General features: G+C 50.5%; 9 protein-coding genes and 1 CRISPR repeat array. Of the genes, 7 read left to right on the top strand and 2 right to left on the bottom strand.

The features are described 5' to 3' along the window. Positions 1 to 3: 3 nt before the first annotated feature. Positions 4 to 2,454: a hypothetical protein gene (locus tag IX84_RS25640; protein WP_044227767.1), complete on the bottom strand. Its 2,451-nt coding sequence runs from the start codon at positions 2,452 to 2,454 to the stop codon at positions 4 to 6. Positions 2,455 to 3,220: 766 nt separating this feature from the next. After that, a CRISPR array of direct repeats spans positions 3,221 to 4,436; the repeat unit is 37 nt; unit sequence GTCAGAGCACATATCCAGTCCAGAGTAGGATTAAGAT. 425 nt (positions 4,437 to 4,861) lie between these two features. Here IX84_RS25640 and IX84_RS25635 point away from each other — a divergent pair. The 7 genes from IX84_RS25635 (at position 4,862) to IX84_RS25605 (ending at position 19,861) form a co-directional block, all read left to right on the top strand. After that, positions 4,862 to 6,007: a fatty acid desaturase family protein gene (locus IX84_RS25635; protein ID WP_160213935.1), complete on the top strand. Its 1,146-nt coding sequence runs from the start codon at positions 4,862 to 4,864 to the stop codon at positions 6,005 to 6,007. Continuing rightward, positions 5,973 to 7,079 carry a fatty acid desaturase family protein gene (locus IX84_RS25630; protein WP_044227760.1) on the top strand — a complete coding sequence of 369 codons (1,107 nt, stop codon included), beginning with the start codon at positions 5,973 to 5,975 and terminating at the stop codon, positions 7,077 to 7,079. Before IX84_RS25635 ends, IX84_RS25630 begins: the two co-directional genes overlap by 35 nt. A gap of 189 nt (positions 7,080 to 7,268) precedes the next feature. Beyond that, positions 7,269 to 8,753, top strand: a complete 1,485-nt coding sequence (locus tag IX84_RS25625; protein WP_044227757.1) for an alpha-L-fucosidase — start codon at positions 7,269 to 7,271, stop codon at positions 8,751 to 8,753. Between the two features lie 100 nt (positions 8,754 to 8,853). Continuing rightward, positions 8,854 to 9,873, top strand: a complete 1,020-nt coding sequence (locus tag IX84_RS25620) for a LacI family DNA-binding transcriptional regulator (RefSeq protein WP_044227755.1) — start codon at positions 8,854 to 8,856, stop codon at positions 9,871 to 9,873. 38 nt (positions 9,874 to 9,911) lie between these two features. Beyond that, positions 9,912 to 13,502: a glycoside hydrolase family 38 N-terminal domain-containing protein gene (locus IX84_RS25615; protein ID WP_052516404.1), complete on the top strand. Its 3,591-nt coding sequence runs from the start codon at positions 9,912 to 9,914 to the stop codon at positions 13,500 to 13,502. 197 nt (positions 13,503 to 13,699) lie between these two features. Continuing rightward, entirely contained in the window at positions 13,700 to 17,104 is a 3,405-nt protein-coding gene (locus IX84_RS25610; protein WP_160213933.1) for a glycoside hydrolase family 38 N-terminal domain-containing protein, read from the top strand. Between the two features lie 243 nt (positions 17,105 to 17,347). Next, complete coding sequence (locus IX84_RS25605; RefSeq protein WP_044227752.1) at positions 17,348 to 19,861, top strand: LamG-like jellyroll fold domain-containing protein; 2,514 nt, start codon at positions 17,348 to 17,350, stop codon at positions 19,859 to 19,861. Positions 19,862 to 19,983: 122 nt separating this feature from the next. On the opposite strand, the gene IX84_RS25600 is transcribed toward IX84_RS25605, so the two are convergent. After that, positions 19,984 to 20,652: a uridine kinase family protein gene (locus tag IX84_RS25600; protein ID WP_044227749.1), complete on the bottom strand. Its 669-nt coding sequence runs from the start codon at positions 20,650 to 20,652 to the stop codon at positions 19,984 to 19,986. Between the last annotated feature and the right edge of the window lie 94 nt (positions 20,653 to 20,746).

The following is a 20,746-nucleotide window of genomic DNA, read 5'->3' as shown; positions in this document are numbered from 1 at the left end:
CATTCATATGATAGCTGCGGGTGTGCCGCCAGAACTTTGTGTGGTACGCTCGCATGCTTTCTCAATCCAGTTTTTGATTTCTTTTCGCTGGTCAGGGGTGAGCTTTCGGTAACGATCAAATAAATGAAGAGCCAATTGGTCAATATCCAGGCTAAGTTTAGTTTTTGCTTGTTTGATCGTTAATACGAATGCCTCGTGGTCTTCTGTGAGAAAGCGCATCACAAGTTCGCCAGATAGCCGGTTGAGAAGCTGTCGGTCAAGCTCCTCCCTGCTTTGAGTGGTGAATGGATCTCTGAGGAAAGAAGCGCCCTTTTGGGTTTGAAAGATGGTGGTCGGTTTACTTTTCAACAGCTTTAGCGCAATCTGAAAGCCTTTATCTTTCAAATATCCCCGAACCTGGGGAGAGGCATCAGCATTGAGATTGATGGTTTGATATCTGGGTTTGTCAGATTCCTGTTGTCTGACCCGCTGAATGACCAGCAAATCAGAAAAAGGCTCATCTGCCTGGCTAAATGAGGTAAGCATGCCTTGGGTGAATTCCCTGGCATCATGCAGGGTGTTCATGATCAGAAAGCCATCAATTCCGTAACCGCTGTTGCCATGGAAAAACAGGAAAACACGTTGGCCATACTTAAAAGCATGCCCTTTCATTTGCGCATTATGCCGGCTAAGCTGTACCACGCCGTTCTGTTTTACCGAGAAAGTATATTTTTTTAAAGCAGATTTATCGAAATTCATACGGTAATATACATAATCGCCTGCCACTTCATTCATGTCGTCAGGCACTGGTAAATTGACGAGGTAGCTGAAGAGGATGTTTGATCCCTGAAGATAATTGTCTCTGGCATTCAAAGAGAAAAAAGTGTGAAACCCCGGATAGTGTTCGTCCAGTAAAGCAGGTGCGTTTTTTTGATTTTGGAGGTCATAATAAACAGGCATAAATTGAAGGTTGTTGCTGTGCTTGCGGCATAGCAGTAACTTATCACCCCGGGGCAGCATATCTTTGCTCAAGCCGGAGCCAATTCCCCATAGCATTATTGGTTTCCTGCTGTTTTGGTTTAAGTCTCTTGGGATTTCGAAAACCAGGTTATAATTTGATGGGCCGTCTACCTTTTTAAGATGGACTTGAAGTATGCGTTGCTGATATATGTGATATATGCCGTGAAATTTACCCTTGTCAGGGCTTTCGCAGTTGAATTTCCCTTCTTTGGTGAGCTCCACCGTCATTTGTTCAATGCCTTTTGAGTCTTCATGCTCTCTGTAGGTGGTAAACATAAAATATTTTCCCTCCAGCGCAATCCTTAGCTGCTGATTACTCTGGAAGTCTGGCCGGTTCTTTTTCATCTCCGCAATTAGCTCGAAGTAGGAGCTCAGGTTAGTATGCGGAACAGTGATCGCTTTTTGCTCGAGGAAAAAATTATAGTTAATCAGTTTTTGGTTACTTATCCACCTGGCGATCTTAGCGGGAGAGCTATTCTGCTGGTTTTTACTCTCCCAGAGTTGCTCAAGGAGCACTTTATCGGAAGGTGAAAAGAAATGAGAGGTGAATATAGTATTTAGCTCATTGGCAGAAAGGAGCTGCATTTCTTTTGCTTCCAGGTCTTTCCAGAAATGACTTAATGTATACGAGTGTGTTTCAGGTCCGGGGGAGGCTTCTTCCATCTTCCTGAGTGCGTCGCGAGCAATAAAATGCTCCGCAATCAAGACACCGGAATAGTATTCAATATCGGAGACCATAGACATATAGCCCGTTGAAAACCACCGATGATGAATGGGCTTTTGTCCACTAAGCACAACATGGACTTCCACTTTAATATTTTCTGATTTTTCAGAAAACAGCGTAATCGACTGATTGCATTTATTCTCTTTGTACTGGTCAATAGCGCCTTCATAGCGCTTGCCAGATATTGCATTGTTGATAAAGGCCTTTTGCCCTTCAATCCGCAGGGTAAACCAATTAACGGTCCTGTTGATCTTTGAGTAATAATAACAATGGAAGGCTGCATTAGGCCCCTGATTGTGAGATGACTGTGGTTGATTGGGAAGCTGCATCAGCCTTCTCTGCGCAACGAGGTCTTCTCTGGAAATTTGGTTTTTGCTGGCTGCCTTTTCAACAAACTCCGCTAAATTGGTTTCTAAATAAAATAAATAAGAATACAGATAGGAAGCCCTGACCTCGATGAATGTTTGCCCGGACTTGGCTAACTTAACTTTGAGGGCATCTCTCAGGTATTTACCATTATAATTTTCCAGCTCTTTAGGGAGCTTTTTACCTTCCACCTCGTACTTATTCAGAATAGCTTTCCGGATGCTGTTAACGGCAGCTTTTTCCTGATTATATCCATACAATTGGTATTCAGGCTCTGCATAACCAGGATTATCTGCTTTAAACTTCCTGACCACCTCATCGTGCAATACTTTGAATACCGCTGCTTCTAGTGCTATTTTCTTCATTTTTCGAGGTATCAATAATGGTACAGTGTGAATTTAGCCTAAAATCGGGTTTAAATCAAGTGTCCAGCGATATTTAGTTTTGTTTTTTGGTTTAATTTTAGAATAATGCTTGACATTATTTCCGTAATGTGTTATATTTGAGGAGATTCATTGATTTTATAATTTATTCTTGATTTCTGTAATTTTTTGAATTGACTTCCACGCTCCTCTATAATTTGACCCCTGGCTGTATGATATCCAAATATGCATATATGCACTTGCACCATACGTAGAAATTGGAAGTGGTACCTTCCTGACTAAAGTCCTGTCAATTGTCTGCTCCAATTTCAAGGTAATAATTATCTATTCTGCTTTTCGGTAAGAACGGTTACGTAATTGCTATGAACCAAGCTCAAGGCGAGCTTTGCTGGCATGGTGCTCTGCCCTAAGAATATCGACCTTATTATCATTGTTTTTTGTTTTCTGTTAGGGAGGTCTGACATCAGTTCAGACCTCTTTGACTTTAAGCCAAAGTAGAGGTGGCGATTTTAAGGTAGGAGAGGAGAGGGGCTGTGCAAGGCAATAAAAATATCCATCAACACCGGAACGAATCCGCCTGAATTTACGTATATTGCTTGTATTCCGGCAGGATGTTGTATGTCCTGTTCGGTAATACTCTATTAAGTAAAAGCAGTGGTCTCAAACGAAAAACCCCTGTTAAAAAGTGTTAAAATTTCAAGTTATTTGATATTAACTGTTTGATTTTTAATGAATTATAAGGGTTGCTGTCAGAGCACATATCCAGTCCAGAGTAGGATTAAGATCAGGTTACTCAGTGCACGAGCCATACGCAATCTCCGGTCAGAGCACATATCCAGTCCAGAGTAGGATTAAGATGAGAGGAATCGGTCAGGCGGGCGTACTTGGCCTTCTGGTCAGAGCACATATCCAGTCCAGAGTAGGATTAAGATTGCCCTGGCCGTTCATAGTGCCAGTAAAATCAGAAAGGTCAGAGCACATATCCAGTCCAGAGTAGGATTAAGATTTTCGGGATTTGGTAGAGCCGATACCGCTTCGAGGTGTCAGAGCACATATCCAGTCCAGAGTAGGATTAAGATAAATCCTCGTCAACAATGGACGAAGAGTTTGGATCCGTCAGAGCACATATCCAGTCCAGAGTAGGATTAAGATAATCCTCCGGACTTGGAGGTCAAGCTGCCGAAGCTCCTGTCAGAGCACATATCCAGTCCAGAGTAGGATTAAGATCTTTACCTTGACGTCTCTGGAGTGCAACCGCACTGTCAGAGCACATATCCAGTCCAGAGTAGGATTAAGATCGATTGTTGGCAACATATGTCGATCATATCCCAACACGTCAGAGCACATATCCAGTCCAGAGTAGGATTAAGATTCTCTTGGAAAATGCCAATGGTTGCCCTTTACTCTGTCAGAGCACATATCCAGTCCAGAGTAGGATTAAGATTTATTCGCATTCTCTGTATATGTAGAAATATGTGGATGTGTCAGAGCACATATCCAGTCCAGAGTAGGATTAAGATCCGTTCATGGCCCCAGAAAAATCAGAAAGGATTCCCGGGTCAGAGCACATATCCAGTCCAGAGTAGGATTAAGATAGAGCTGCAGTAGAGGAGAGACGGGTCGAACCCTGGTCAGAGCACATATCCAGTCCAGAGTAGGATTAAGATTCGCGCTTGGTCGATAGAATGAACTATTCCAAATGCCGTCAGAGCACATATCCAGTCCAGAGTAGGATTAAGATCGGTTAGTACATACTATTATAAATTTTGTATGTACCTCGTCAGAGCACATATCCAGTCCAGAGTAGGATTAAGATCGCTTAGGGCTTAGTTCCAGAATTTACTTACCATTTCAGTCAGAGCACATATCCAGTCCAGAGTAGGATTAAGATCGTACAAGGACTAGCCTTGGTTATTTCTTCGGTTTAGTCAGAGCACATATCCAGTCCAGAGTAGGATTAAGATCCCGGTTCAAGACTTACTAAGGTTCGCCTTTGTGGCTCACCAAGTAAGTCTAAGGCCGGGACTAAATCGGCGCTGTTTCTGTCCTGGGGCAGCCGATTCAGCGTAGTATGATAAATTGTATTTGGTTAATCCAGCTGGAGCGCTCCACCGGTCTCGCAAAGGAAGCGGAAGTCCCGGTTTTAGCGTAGTCGCTAAGTGTAACGCAGCGTACTCAGGGTACGTTTTGGGCACGAAGCTTAACCGGGAAGTAGGATTAAGATCCCGTCCCTGGGCGCTGTAGCCTTGCGAAAGCGCCTTAAGACTTACTAAGGTTCGCCTTTGTGGCTCACCAAGTAAGTCTAAGACCGGAACTAAATCGGCGCAAAGTGATTTTTAGCAGCGCCTTTGTACCGGAAACAGGGTACTTTGCTCCTAAATTCCAGGTTATGCAGACGATTAAGTTCAGGGTCAATAATAGGGACGATGCTTTTTTTCAGGCGTTGCAGAAAGAGGTGTCGACCTGGCTGGACAAACAAAAAAACGGGCGCTATGCGAATATCTTAATGCTTGGCAAAGGGGTGCTCTTCTTATCGTTTTTCTGGGGGGCTTATGCGCTTATCCTTTTTGGTGGTTTTTCCAGCATCGTAACCATCCTGTTGTATGCCTCTATGGGGGTATCGGGGCTGCTGATTGCCTTCAATATCTCGCATGATGCCTGCCACGATGCCTTGACTTCTTCGAAGCTTTTCAATAAAGTGGTGTATTACCTCACCTTCAATCCACTGGGGACAGATGCCTATCTGTGGAAGCTTCGGCATGTGCATTCCCATCACCCGTTCCCAAATGTGGACCATTGTGATATCGATATTGATAATAATTTCTTGATCCGGCTTTCGCCAAACCGGCCGCTGCTCCGGCATCATCGGTGGCAGCACGTCTATGGGCCTTTCCTGTATGCACTCTACACCCTGCACTGGGTTTTTATCAAGGACTGGGCTTACTTGTTCCGGAAAGACCTGGCTAATCTCCGGGATATCAAACATCCACCGGGGGAAGTGTTCGGCATGATTGCCGCAAAGGCATTTTATTTCTTCTACCTGATTGTCCTGCCGGTTGGGATGGGCTTGCATTGGGCTACGGTCTTAATCGGTTTTTTGGCCTTGCATGTGGTAATGTCTTACTTTTTTCTTCTAACCAATATCATGAACCACCACGCGCAGGAAGCGGATTTTCCCATGCGTGATGAAAAGGGGTATTTGCCGGGAAGCTGGGCGCAGCACCAAATTGCGACTTGTGTTGATTTCCACCCTAAAAGCAGGGTTTGGAATTTCTTCTTCGGGGGCTTTAATTCCCATGCCGCACATCATTTGTTCCCTACCGTATGCCATGTGCACTATGTCATGCTATCGGAATTCATCATCGATAAGGCAGCAGCCTATGGCGTCGCGCATAAACAAATGAGCTGGTGGGCAGCACTGTTGTCTCATTTCCGGCACTTATATGATTTGGGGCACATTCCGCTACGCTCCCAAACGGATCAGAAAAGTCAAGAGCAATATGAAAACCATCAAGTTTCAGGAGAGCAGCCATGAAGATGCTTTCTTCAATGAAGTCCGCGAGAAAGTCAGGGCCTATTTTAGGCAAAACGGTTACGATGGCTATGCTACCCGGGCAGTGTGGCTCAAGGGGAGTATCTATGGGCTGGCATCCGTTTTTCTGTACGTCCTGATACTCACCGGCGGGCTGCCTGTAAGCTGGTGGTGGTTATGCTGGATAGGCTGGGGTATTGCCAGCTTGCTGTTCGGTTTGAACATCGGGCACGATGGAGCGCACAATGCCCTGAGTGGGCACAAAGGCCTCAATAAGCTCCTGTTTTACCTCAGTTTCAATGCGCTTGGTGCCAGTGCTTACCTTTGGGGGCTCCGGCATGTGCAGTCCCACCATCTATTTCCCAATGTGGATGGCTGCGATGCCGATATCGATGATACCCGGGTCTTACGCCTGTCTCCGAACCGCCCCATATATGATTTCCACCGGTACCAGCATTTGTACGCTCCATTCCTGTACCTGTTTTATTCGCTGGTCTGGGTCTTTTACAAGGACTTCAACATCCTGAACAAAAAAAGGCTGGCCAACCTCCGCAACATCCGTCACCCCCGTTCAGAAGTCGTGGCCTTTTTCCTCCTGAAGGCACTCTACCTTTACCTGGCCCTGATCGTGCCGCTACAATACTCCGGATATACACCCGGGCAGGTATTGGCAGGCTTTATTTTGATGCACTTCTGTCTTTCCTATGCCTTCATATTTGGCTTGATCGGTTCTCATTTTTCCGATGAGGCCCATTTTCAGAGCCTGGGTGCCAACGGGTACCTGCCGCACAGCTGGGCCATCCACCAATTAATCACCTCCGTTGACTATCATGCCAAAAGCCCATGGGCCAATCTGATTTTTGGCGGATTCAATGCACACTCCGCCCACCACCTTTTTCCGAGCGTCAGCCATATCCACTACCCGGCTATTTCCAGGATAATCGAGGAGGCCTGCCATAAGCACAACATCCCTTATAAAAACCTTACCTTAGGGGAAGCCATTCGCGCTCATTTTCGCTATCTTAAAAAAATGGGGGTGGATAGCCGTGCCGGGGAGCGCATGCAAATGAGTTAGGCACAGGTAAGCCATTTTTATAGACCGTATTTTTGTCCCTACCTTGTGGGGTATTCGGGCAATCAGCCATTTCACGAAAAAGCCATCAGAAAACTGGCAACCGGAAATTTAAATTTTTTTGAACTTAGATTGCTGATTGATAGACTTTTAAAGTTATACCAGATATTTTACCTGCAAATCTGCAATAAAATGAAAAAACTCCTCCTCTTCCTTTTCCTGTTTTCTGCTCTTTCCGCAACCTACTGTCAGGCGGTTTTAGAAGATGGGCGCTATGTGCCGGAAACCGACCCCCTAGTCCTGCAAAAGCTGGAGCAGTGGCAGGACATCAAGTTTGGCCTGCTGATGCACTGGGGCCCCTACAGCCAATGGGGCATTGTGGAATCCTGGTCCATCTGCCCGGAAGATTATGGCTGGTGTGAACGCACCAAGGGCAGCCATGCGGATAATTACATGGACTACAAAAAGGAATATGAAGGCCTGAAGGAAACTTTCAATCCGGTAAAATTCAATCCGGCGAAGTGGGCAGAGGCTGCCAAGGATGCGGGCATGCGCTATATGATCTTTACGACCAAGCATCACGATGGTTTTTCTATGTTTGATTCAAAATATACCGATTATAAAGTCACGGACGAAGGCTGCGCATTCAGCAGCCACCCCAAAGCCAACATCACTAAGGAAATTTTTGAGGCTTTTCGGGCGGAGGACCTTTGGGTGGGCACCTACTTTTCCAAGCCTGACTGGCACCACGAAGCTTACTGGGACCCCTACTGGCCACCGTTCGACCGCAACGTGAATTACGATCCCGCCCTCTACCCGGAAAAATGGGAAACCTTCGTTCAGTTCACGCACAATCAGCTGCTGGAACTGCTCACCGATTACGGAGCCGTAGACATCATCTGGCTTGATGGGGGCTGGGTGAAAAAGCGCGATCAGCATAACCTGGAGGAAAACTACGCTGGCAAATTTTCCGAAAATAAAGGCAGTAACGGTTTCATCAAACACCGCATCGTTTCCCAGGACATCCGTATGGACGAGCTGGTGGCTAAAGCCCGCGAAAAGCAGCCGGGCCTCATTGTCGTGGACCGTGCCGTTTACGGCAAAAACCAGAACTACCTCACGCCCGAAAACCGCGTGCCGGAAAAAGAACTGCCCTATCCCTGGGAGTCCTGTATCATTTCCGGCGGCGGCTGGTCCTATACTCCAGATGCCACCTATATGAGCGGCCGGGAAGGCATTCAGATGCTCGTGGATATTGTGGCCAAAGGTGGCAATCTCCTCCTCAACATCGCCCCATCGCCGGAAGGGGAATGGCAGGAAGGCGCTTACCAACTGTTAGAAGAATTCGGCGCATGGATGGACGTAAACGGGGAAGGTATCTACAACAGCCGCCCTTTACCGCCTTACAAGTCTGGTAATATCTGCATGACACAGCAGGATAATGGAAACGCCTACTTCTTTTACCTGGCTGCAGCCAGCGAGCAGCGCATGCCTGCCCGCATTACCTTGCCTGCTCATCAGCCCGCACCGGGCAGCACGGTGACGCTCCTTGGGCACGATAAGCCCCTGGACTGGAGCCCCGAAGGTGAAGGTTTTACCGTGAGCCTGCCCAAGGCATTGCAAGCTAATCCACCCGCCTCTTATGTATGGACGTTCAAGGTGGGGCAGTTGCGTTAGTGAACCGGGTAATTCGCTTAATAGACAAAATTGAATCCGCGTTTTGAAAACAAGAGAAGTTTGACTACTTTTATCAGATGACTAAACCGGTTTAGTTAATATGAAAAAAATCTTCCTCAAAGATATAGCTGAAGCGTTGAACCTCTCCAAGACCGCCGTATCCATGGTGCTCAACAACAAAGGGGATGAAAACAAGATCAGCAAGGCAACGCAGAAACGGGTCTGGGCCTATGCCCGGGCGCATCACTATCAGCCCAACCAAATGGCGAGGGGGCTAAGCCTTGGCAAAAGTGAGACGATCGGGCTGATTGTGCCCAATATCTCGGATATCTTTTACGCCACCATTGCGCATTACGTAGAGCGTAAGGCTAAAGCACTGGGGTACAACGTAGTCTTTAGCAGTTCCAACGAGGACCCGGAGACGGAGAAACAGCTGATCTATTCCATGCTCAACCGGCAGGTGGACGGGCTCATCATTGCTTCCACCCAAAAGAATCAGGAAGATATTGAGGAACTGAACCGTTCGAAGTACCCATTTGTGCTGATCGACCGCCACTATCCGGGCCTGGCTACCAATTATGTGATTGTCGATAACCTAAGGGGCACAGAGCAGATGACCCGGCATTTGTTGAAGCAGGGGCGTCAGCGCATTGGGCTGGTCAGTATAGAAAGCGGGCTGGAAGCTATGCATCAGCGGCAGCTGGGTTACGAAAAGGCCCTTCGGGATGCCGGGCTGGAAGACGGTGCGGAAACGGTGAAATTACTTTCTCCATTTGGGTATGAATCAGAAATGAAGGAAGCTATCCGGAGTATGTTGCATGGGCCCCGGGCCGTAGATGGGCTGGTTTTTACGACCCACTACCTGGCTGCTTCGGGTCTTAGAGCGTTGAAGGCACTGGGCGTAGAGGTGCCCGGGGAGGTCGCCCTGATCAGTTTTGATGAGCTTGGGGCGTTTGACCTGGTAGAGCCGCCCATCACTGCCAATCAGCAGCCGGTGGAAGATATCGGGCGTTTGGCAGTGGAAATCCTGGTGCATGAAATAGGCTGTAAAGGGGCGGGTATGGACAAACAGCGGGTCCTGCCCACCCAGCTTCTCATCCGTAAATCCTGCGGGGCATAAGCGCTGGATTCAGTGGGGCTGCTCAAATTAGTATTCGTATGATCAAGTACAACTCATTTCATACCTTTTACAATATCTGCTTTTTCCTGTGTGGGCTGGCCACAGCCTGGGCAAGTGATGGGCACGCTCCGGCATCAGCCTTCTACCACGGGGGCAATGGGCAGGGGCACCTTCAGGAATTGAATGTCAACTATCAGTTGTATCAGCGCTGTCGGCACGACCTGGAAGGCTATAGCGAAATGCTCTCCGGCGCTGAGTTCTTCACTTATCCTTCGCTACGGGAGGACGTTACCGTTTCCATGATTGCCCGGGCTACTACAGGTGAAATGGGGTTTGAACTCCTGACCGGCACGGTCCCGGCAGATTTCAAGCCGGAAACAGCCACTTTTGCCTTTTTGAGCGATATCGACCTCAATCAGCGGCATCCATTCGATGTCTACCTCAATGGAACCCGGCTGCTGACCTTTCAGGCCAATGAGGAGGGTACGCTGAGGGTTTCTGAAAACCCCGATCAGGCTCAGGCTGAATTCCTCCTGATCCGCCGGGATGCTAATGGCGATGGGCTCGGCCTGTTCCGGCTAACGGTCCCGGCCGGCTTATTGGCTAAAGGGGAAAAAGCCCGCCTTCGTTTTGTCGGGCACTGCAAGTATGCCAATGCCTGGTTCATGATTTTTAAAGCGGATGATGTGGTGGAACGCCTGCGCCGGTCTGTTGAAAGCGAGGCGGCCTTCGATATCAGAGAACGGGACGGCCAGCTTTTCGTGGATGCTCCTGCCCACTTTGCCGGTAAGCCTGTTTACCTGGTCAGCGATGGAAAACGGAGTGCTACCAACGTTTTGAAGCCTATAGGTAATTTCTCAAGCGCTGCGTTTGCTATAAAGCCGCCAAAGCACAGCTTCTCTGTCACTTGCGGAGATATAGAAATGGCGCTTCGGTTTGAGCATCAGGACGGAACGATGACCGCTACCGACCTAAAGGGCAATTTCGTTCATCACCACAAGGCCTACTATCAGCAGGGGTGGAGGGTAACTCTGGCCAAACTCTACCGTCCGGAGTTCTTTGAAGTCTACAGCGACTTTTTTGACCGTAAGTACGAAAAAGGGCAGGTGTCCCTGATGAATTCCAGCCATCAGGACATCGCCTGGGTAGATCGCCCGGAAGTGTGCATCATCCTGCGGGACACGCTCTTGCTGACGCCGGTCCTCCGGGATGCCTTCGTCCGGGAAGACTATGGTTTTGATATCGAAGACGGGCTGATGTTGCGCGAGTACCTGGAGCGCCACCCGGAATCCAAAGAAAAACTGGCTACCCTCCTGAACCGGAAGCTGATTTCCGTTGGCGCCACTTACAATTGCCCCTACGAAGACATGTACGATGCCGAAGACCAGGTCCGGCAGCTCTACCTCGGCAAAAAATGGGTGAAAAAGACCTTTGGGGGGTATGACTCCAAAGTCTATTGGAATGTGGATGTGCCAGGCAAGTCCCTGCAAACACCGCAGATTCTCAAAAAGGCGGGAGTAGACTACATGGTCATCAGCCGTCATGCGAAAGGAATGTTTCATTGGGCGAGCCCGGATGGCAGCTCGGTTTTTACCTACTCTCCCGGGCACTACGGCAATGACCTGCTCTACCTGTCCAAAAGCATGGACCAGCAACTGAAGTACGGGGCATCGCAGATCCGGTATTGGGCAGACCGGTTCGTAGGCAGTGCGGTGCAAGCGCCCCTGCTGTCCAGCCAGGACATGCTGCCGGCCATCGATTATACCGACCTGATTAACACCTGGAATGGCTTCGATTCCCTGAAGCGGGCGGACGGCCTGGCCCAGCCGGTGTACCTGCCCGAGATGGAGCTGATGACAATGGATGAATTTATGCCCCGGGCGGCGCAGATGGCCACTAAGGTGGATACCATTATGGGCGAGCGCCCCAACGTATGGGTTTACATTCATGGCCCGGGCCACCGGGAGGCGCTTACAGCCAGCCGGGAAGCTTCGAAGTTACTTCCGGCAGCGGAAAAATTCTACACCATCGCCAACCTGTTAAGCCCGGAGCAGATGCCGTACCCCTATGGTCCGTTTGACGAAGCCTGGCAGGCCAAAATTTACCCCGATCATGGCTGGGGCGGCCACGATGGCGATATTACCGATAACCTTTTTAAGGAGAACCTGGTGAAATCCAGAGTGATGGGGGAGGGGCTGCTCCGGGAGAGCACGGCATTTATCGCCCGCCACATCCAAACCCGGCAGAGACAGGACATGCCGCTCGTTCTGTTCAACAGCCTTTCCTGGTCCCGCACCGATCCGGTCACGGTTAACATCCAATTTGTAAAAGGGCAGTTCAGGCAAGTCGCGGTCTTCTCCGCTGATGGGCAGGAGGTGGCCGTTCAAACCTGCAATGAGGCCTATCACGAAGATGGCAGCCTCAAAAGCGCTGATCTTACTTTTATTGCCGAAGCAGTCCCGGCAGTAGGCTACGCCACGTATTACCTCCGCGATAAAAAGCCTGCGGTGGGCGATATGCCCCAATCTGCCTCCACATCCGTCTACGAAAATGCCTTTTACCGGGTGGATTTTGGGCCGGGCGGCATTCAGCAGGTGCAGGACAAAGCGCTGGGCCGCGATCTGTTCGATAGTGCCCAATTTAAGCCTGGAGAGGTTTTTACCCTGCAATCGGTAGGCAACGGAGCCGGTGAATTTGGAGACATTCAGCAGCCGGATCTGACCGGTTTCGATCAGGTCAGTACGCACAGGGCGGATTGGGTAATGATAGAAAACGGGCCGGTCTATACCCGGTATCGGCTGGAGCAGCAAATCCGGCACGCTGTTGTCCGGCAGGAAGTAACGCTCTACCACAAATTGAAACGCCTGTACTTTGATACCGCCCTCCGCAATTGGTCCGGGGAGTTATTTCGTGAGTTTAGAACGGCCTTCCCGCTCAAAATGGATAGTGCAGAGGTGTCCCATGAAGTGCCCTTTGGCCGGGTACGGGTAGGCAAAGATGAGATCAAAACAGCCGGGGAGCGCTACACGCCACTCTGCAAGGACGTACACCCACGCGCTATTATCGACTGGATAGCAGCAACAGATGCAGAAGTGTCGGTCACGCTGAGCTCCTCCGTGGCGGCAGCTGACTGGATAGATCCTACCGGTCAAAACAAAGGGCGGCCGCTGCTGCAGCACCTGCTTTTGGCCAGCCGGGTCTCCTGCCACGGAGAAGGCAATGAGTATTCCCAGGCCGGGCACCACGATTTCCAGCATGTCCTGACTTCCAGCCCGGCGGGCAGCCTTGAGGGCCAACGGGTTGCCAAGCAAAAGAACGAACCGTTGCAACCCATCATTTACCCTGACCGGTCAGTCCGCGCAAGCCTGCCTGAAAAGCTGAGCTTCTTTTCCGTTGATGCGGAAAATGTCATGGTCTCGGCCATTAAAAGGGCAGAAGACTCTGATCACGTCATTTTACGGATGTATGAGTTGGAAGGCACTGCTACAGACACCCGTGTCGGCTCCTTTTTTAAAATTGGGGCGTTTGAGCGCACGAATATAATTGAAGAGTATCCACAACCCACCGGGCCCGGGTTGAAACTGGGAAAATATGCCATCGAGACCTTCCGGCTGAGTTTGGAGGATTAGGCTATTGAGGGAAACCGGCAACAAAGCCGGGTTTGCAATTTCACGGACAATGAGGGGCCTGTAAGAAATGCGATCTGCTGTAGCGATATTTTAACTTTATTAACTAAACCGATTTAGTAAATCATTATACCCTTATGGAAAAGCATCAGAGATCCAATATTCTGCATCTTGATGAGCGCACTGCAAAGCGAATCGGCATGAAATGGAAAGTCTTCTTTTCCGTTCTTTTTTGTGTGGCGCTCTGGCAAGGGCTGGCAGCTCAACGCTCCCACTTCGCGGGTTTTGGCAAAGCCCTTGGGGGGCAGGCTTTTGCTTACCATTCGCCATTTTCCTACAATGAAAAGAGCCTGCTGGTCCGCGCTCGTGCCGATTCAGAGCCTATTTCCTGGGTTACTGAAGTGGTGCCTGCCTCTTATGCCGAAAAATCAGCCACCTTCATTTGGGCGTACGGCATAGGCGCAAAGCAGCCTTCCCAGTCTTTTGACCTTTACGTGGAGGGCCAAAAGGTGCTTACCTTTACCACACCGGATGGGAAGGAAGTGACGCGGGCCTTTACCGGTGAAAACGGGGTGGCACTGACCTTCAACCGGTCTATGATAGACCTCAACAAGGACGAAATGGGGACAGCAACCCTGCTTCTCCCAGCATCTTATTTTACCCCGGGCAAGGCTGTCCGGCTGAAGGTGGATGGGGTGGATAATGAGAGCTACGAGTGGTTTATGGTTTTTCAGCGGGCGCTTCAGGAAGAGGTTAAAGCCTTTCAGCTCAATACCGTTACCAAACAGGACGGGCTGCATTTCCATACCGTCCGGCTGGAGTTCATCCACCTGGGAGGGCCTTCCGAAGTACGTGTTGCCGCAAAAGGGGTGAAAGCGCAACATTTTGCGGTGAATACCGGGTTCAATGAGGTCGACTTCCTGGTTCCAGTAGCTGAAAAGGCGGGGGAGTTAGCAATGGATATCACCATCGGGGAAACACAGAGCCCGTTAAAAGTTGAAGTCGGGCCGGTCAAAAAATGGGTTGTCGACCTGGTACAGCACAGCCATACCGATATCGGCTACACCCGCTCTCAGACGGAGATTCTGGCCGAGCACCTGCGGTTCATTGACTATGCACTCGACTACTGCGATCAGACGGATGATTATCCGGACGATGCAAAGTTCCGTTGGACCTGTGAAGCCGCATGGACGGTTCGGGAATACCTTAAAAGCCGGCCGCAGGAACAAATCGACCGCCTCCTTGCGCGTATAAAGGAAGGCCGGATTGAAGTAACGGGCATGTTTTTTAACTTTTCCGAAATCATCGACGAAACGGCCCTCGCCATTCAGTTGCAAACCCTGAAGGCATTTAAGGCCAAAGGCATTGATGTGACAGCTGCCATGCAGAATGACGTCAATGGCATTGGATGGGCCATGATTGATCTTTTTGAAGGCACCGGTGTGAAATACCTTACGATGGGGCAGCACGGGCACCGCGCCAGGATCCCCTTCGATAAACCTACGTCCTTTTGGTGGGAATCAGAGGCCGGCAACCGCCTGCTGGCTTACCGTAGTGAGCACTATATGCACGGCAATGCCCTGAGCCTGACCTCCGGAGCAATCGATCAGTTCCGGGCGAACCTATCCGGCTACCTGAAGAAGCTGGAGGAAAAAGGCTATCCCTATGACCGTACAGCTTTTCAGTTTTCGGGCTATTTGACAGATAATTCCCCTCCCTCTACCATGGCTTGCGACATCGTGAAGGAATGGAATGATAAATACGAGTGGCCAAAACTCCGGCTTTCCCTGGCGAGTGCGTTTATGGTCTATCTGGAAGAAAACGAAAGCGGTACCCTGCCTGTTAAAAAAACCGCCTGGCCTGATTGGTGGACGGATGGCTTTGGCTCCGCTTTCAATGAGACCAAAGCGGCGCGCCGTGCTCATGCAGATATGATAGCCAATACCGGTTTGTTGTCCATGGCCCGCCTCATGGGGACGCCTATGCCCAAGGATATGGACCGCGATATGCTGCGTGCTTTTGATGAGTTATTTTTCTACGACGAGCATACCTTCGGGGCTGCTGAAAGTATCACCGACCCTCTGAGCGAAAACTCAATTGTGCAGTGGGGGCAAAAGTCCGCCTATGCCTGGACCGCTTTCAAGGAAGCCAGACTGATTCAGGAAAAGGCGCTCGGGCTGATGCAGCAGCATATCCCCAAGGCTGGTGTGCCGACGATTGCGGTATTCAATACCCTCAACTGGGCGCGTGCCGGGCTGGTGGAAGTCTACATCGATCATGAATTGCTGCCGCCCAACCGGGCATTTACCATTCTTGACCCTGAGGGCAGGGTGGTGCCTGCGGGGCTTGTATCAAGCAGAGCAGACGGCAGTACCTGGAATCTTTGGGTTCAGAAGGTGCCTCCTTTGGGGTACACGACCCTGCGTATTATTGTGCAGGAGCAAGGGGTCGTGCCTGTCGGCAGACCGGAAGCCGCTTCTGGCAATACCCTTGAAAACGACTACTACCGGCTGACCGTAGATGCAGGACAAGGAGGCATCGTTAGCCTTTTTGACAAACAGTTGGGCAAGGAGTTAATCGATCAGACTGCTGATGTGCCACTCGGGGCATTCCTCTACGAACGCCTCGCCAACCGTGCCGACATGGAACGCCTGACCAATAACAACCGGGATACCGTTTACGTCCCGCTAAAAAAGGAAATCAGCCGCTTGTCTGAGGTCGAAATCGCTAAAGTGGAAACAACACCACTCTGGAAGCGCATGGTCATTCACGGGGAAATCCCGGAGTGTGCAGATGCCCGGGGCGTAACCCTGGAAATCAGGCTTTATCATAGCGCTAAAAAAATAGAACTGGCTTACAGTATGGTCAAATTGCCGGTAACGGAGCCGGAAGCGGTTTACGTCGCTTTCCCATTTGGCATGAGCGAAGCGGATCAGCTGGCCTTTGATGTTCAGGGCGGCATCGTTTATCCTGGTATTAATCAGCTGGAGGGAACGGCCTCGGATTGGAACACCGTACAAACCTTCGCAGCAGTACAGAACAAAGAGGCACAGGTTTTATGGAGCTCAGTGGATGCTCCCCTGGTACAGGTGGGCGCTATCAATACCGGCCGGTTTTACTACAAGCATGAGCCAGAGCTGCCCCACCTTTACTCCTGGGTACTGAACAACTACTGGACGACCAATTTCCGGGCAAGCCAGGAAGGGGAAATGAAATGGCAATATTGCCTCACTTCGGTACCGGACACCTCGAAAGCAGCTGCTACCCGCTTTGGTTGGGGCAATAAAGTGCCTATGCTTGGGCGGGTCGTTCCACCAGCATTTAACAAAACGGGCAGTCCTCCTGTGATGCAATCCCTGCTGGATCTCGAACTTCCCAATCTGCTGCTTGTGAGTGCCCGCCCCCTGCCTGATCGTAATGCTGTGTTGCTGCATCTTAGAGAAACGGACGGGCTTCCGGCAGTCCTGGACCTGACACGTATCCTGTCCCAAACGGGCATGGGGGGTGCCTTTGAGGCCAATGTGCTGGGCGAAACAACAAAAGAAGCAATCAGCACCTGCCGTATGGCACCTTACGAAACGCAGTTTATCTTATTGGTACCTTAAGCCAAGCCGACAACTACATTCTTTAGACTATGTTTGGAGCGGGTTCGTCATGAAGATCAAGGAATTGTGGTTCTGGCTAAATCTTTTTTAGCGCGTTTGGCGGGTGTTTGCATCCAGACATTTATCGTCAGGGTCAAATAAGCTAAAAAAGATGACGTCCCGGTTTGACCGGGATTCATAAGTCCTTGGTTTGCAATAGGAGTAAGCTCCAAACATAGTCTTAGTCTTAAAGCTAATTTAACAATGAAGCATCTATTTCTTTTTTTTCTGCTCCTACTTTCGTCTGCACGGGCATGGAGCCAAAACTATGGGCTACAGTTCGATGGCCTAAGCAATCACCTCGTTCTTTGCGATGCCCCGGAACTCCAAATTGCAGAAGCCTTCACCGTGGAAGCCTGGGTCAACGCGGCAGAATGGAAACCTGCAGCCTGGCAGGGCTCTATTGTCACTAAAGATGGAGCTGCCGGCACAGGCTTCGCACTCCGGGCGGGCAATAACGGCACCCTGGATTTTGTGATGGGGACCACCGCCGGGTGGCAGTCCGCACAAACCACGACCATTATGAATACCAATCAGTGGTACCACGTGGCGGCGGTGGTTGCGGACGGGACTATTACAGTGTACATTAATGGGGTGCCGGAAGGCAGCCAAACCTATGCCGGGACGCCCGTTGTGGGTACTTCGCCTGTGACCATCGGTGAATCTTCCGGGTTTCCGGGCAGAGGCTGGCCCGGGATTATTGATGAAGTCCGGATTTGGAACCTGGCCCGGAACAGTCAGGAGCTTAATCAAATGATGGCAACACCACTCACCGGCAATGAGCCCGGGCTCACGGCTTACCTGCCTATGAACGAAGGGGCTGGCACCACCACGGCCAACCTTTTGGGTTGTGATGCAAGCTTTGCAGGCGGCCTGGGCGATGACGCCTGGGTGGAGGGTTTCGTACTGGCAGCTACAGACGTAGGCGTAACGGCCATTACCAATCCTGATGTCCTCAGTATCTATGAGCGGCCGGTAAAGGTAGGCGGTACGATCCGGAACTTTGGCGTGGACCCCGTTTCCGGATTCGCCGTGCAGCTATTGGTTAATGGGGAGATAGCGTTGGAGCAAACGTATGAAGGTAGCCTCGCAGCGGGCGAAACTGAGCCCTTCGTTTTTGATGCCCCCTACGATTTTACCGATAATGACAACAACGAAGTTACTGTTCAGATCAGCTACGCCGAGGATGACAATGCAACGAATGATGCTGCTACGATTAATTACGAGCGGCCGGATGGAGGAACGGTCGTGACGGTTTTTGATGCCCGGCAGCACAATTTTGGTGCAGCAGGGCAGACGCAGTCCCGTGAAATTATCCTGCCGGCCAATATGGAAGACTACGAGCAGTTGTTGCTGCACTTCTCCGTGGATTGCCCGGGTACCGGCTGTGACCCCTGGGATCAGCCTGCCAGTATTTTCATCGATACGCCTCAGGGCTCCTTCGAGATTGCAAGATATATTACCCCATTTGGCATCGCCTGTGGCCCCTGGACGATTGATGTGACGGATTTTAAATCGGTCATGGGCGGCCCGATTACATTCCGGTCTTTTATACAGGTTTGGGGGGCTTCCGGGTGGCTGCTGAATGCAGACTTAGAATTCGTAAAAGCGGAAACCCCTTCGTACCAGCGCATCAACCGCCTGTGGGAAACCTCCAACCTCGTGTACGGAGACCCTGCGATCAGTTATGACTTGCCTGAGCAGGAGGTGGAAGTATCCCCGATGGCACAATCCACACACCTCCGTATGACCATCTCCGGGCACGGTCAGGGCAATACCGATAATGCAGCCGAGTTTTCCAACCGGACTCACTCTCTCTGGGCAGATGGAGCGTTAGTGGCGCCTCACCATCTCTGGAAGACCGATTGTGCCCAGAATACCTGCGCCAATCAGCTGGGGACCTGGCTGTTCTCCCGTGCCGGGTGGTGCCCCGGGCAGGAGGTCATACCTTTTACGGTCAATCTTACGGACCTGGCTACGCCGGGAGCGCCGCTTTCCCTTGATTATGTACTGGAGGATTACACCAACTTTCTGAATACCGGCTACAACGGCAGTTCTCATACCGAGCCCCACTACCGGATTTACGCCTATCTCGTGGAGCAAAGCGATGTGCGCCTCAGTGCCTTTAATAACCTGCGCGCAACGGGCCTGCAAATAGCGACCAATGGTAACCCCGCCAACCCGGTTTTCGAGGGCATTACCTTTACGGTTGAAAATACAGGCTCGCAGGATATGCAGAACCCCACGCTGGCCTATTTTATTAATGGCGATTTCGTTTTTGAGGAGACTATCGCCGCAACTATTGCACCCGGAGAAACTTACCTGCACACCTTTACGGAAGTGTCTGGTTTTACCCCCGGTGCGTTTAACACCGTTGTCGCTACGCTGACCGCTTCCGGCGATCAAAACCTCAGCGATGATGCCATACATACAGTCATTAGCCCGGATTTGGTGGTGGATACGGAAGTACAACAGGCTTTGCCAGCTTTCAGCGTTTTCCCCAACCCGACATCTGGCCGGTTTGAATATGAGGTTGGCGATCCGTTCCTTGGCGGCAGCATTCAGGTATTCGACAGTCAGGGGCGGCTGATCAAGACGTTGACGATTCAATCGAACAGGGCCATGGTGACCGGACTGCTTCAGCAAACCGGGGTGTTTTACCTGGTCGCGCAGGCTCCCGGTGGGCACCGCGGCGTACAGCGGATAGTGGTATTGTAAGGCATATGACCAGACTTTAGATTTGCAAAGGCTTTGCCATGTTTTCGAACTTTTACACTTGCCCGGCGGCCTTAAATTGGCGGCCGGGCAACTATAGGCTATGAATGAGCCTTCATTCTCAATTATTGTTTGTTATTCGTTTTCTCTTTCTTAAAGTTGAACTTCTCCCGGCCAAAGTCGAGGTAGTGGTGCAGGTAGCCGGTAAGCATCTCCAGCCCCCGGTCGAAGTGGAGGTTGTTATTGATGATGATGTCTGCCTCATCCATGTAAGGCTGAATGTACTTCTCAAAGGTGGGCAGGACGTGGTGCTCGTACCGGTAGAGGACGTCCTCCAGGGGGTAGTTGCGTTCGATCTGATCCCGTTTGATGCGCCGGATGACCTTGAGGTTCTCTTTGGCATGCAGGAAGATGCGGATGTCAAACAGGCGGCGGATTTCATGAAAATGATAGATGAAGATGCCTTCCACCAGGAGGATAGGGGCAGGGCTGAAGGTCAGCATTTTGGGACTCGCGAGCTCGTTATTGAAAGTGTACTCCTGCCTTTTTACCGGCTGCCCATCAATCAGACGCTCAATATCACGGGCAAAAGCGGCTGCATCAATGGATTCCGGGAGGTCGAAGTTGTATATGCCTTTGAGGTCCTGCTGTTGTTCTTCCCGAGGGCGGTAATAGTCATCCTGAGAGACCACACAAATCTGGTGGTCGGAGAACCGCTCTTTGAGCCGGCGGATGAAGGTCGTCTTGCCGGACCCGCTGCCGCCCGTAATGCCAATGATCAGAGGTTTTGCCATGACAGTATTGCTGTTTGGGCAAAAGTATAAATATTGTGGAGCAAACCGGGATGATCACCAAGTTTTCTTACTTTTGGAACCGTTCAAACCAACA

The organism is Phaeodactylibacter xiamenensis, assembly GCF_000759025.1.
GTDB lineage: Bacteria > Bacteroidota > Bacteroidia > Chitinophagales > Saprospiraceae > Phaeodactylibacter > Phaeodactylibacter xiamenensis.
Note: the sequence above shows the minus strand (reverse complement) of the source record. Positions and strands in the feature narration are given on the sequence as shown.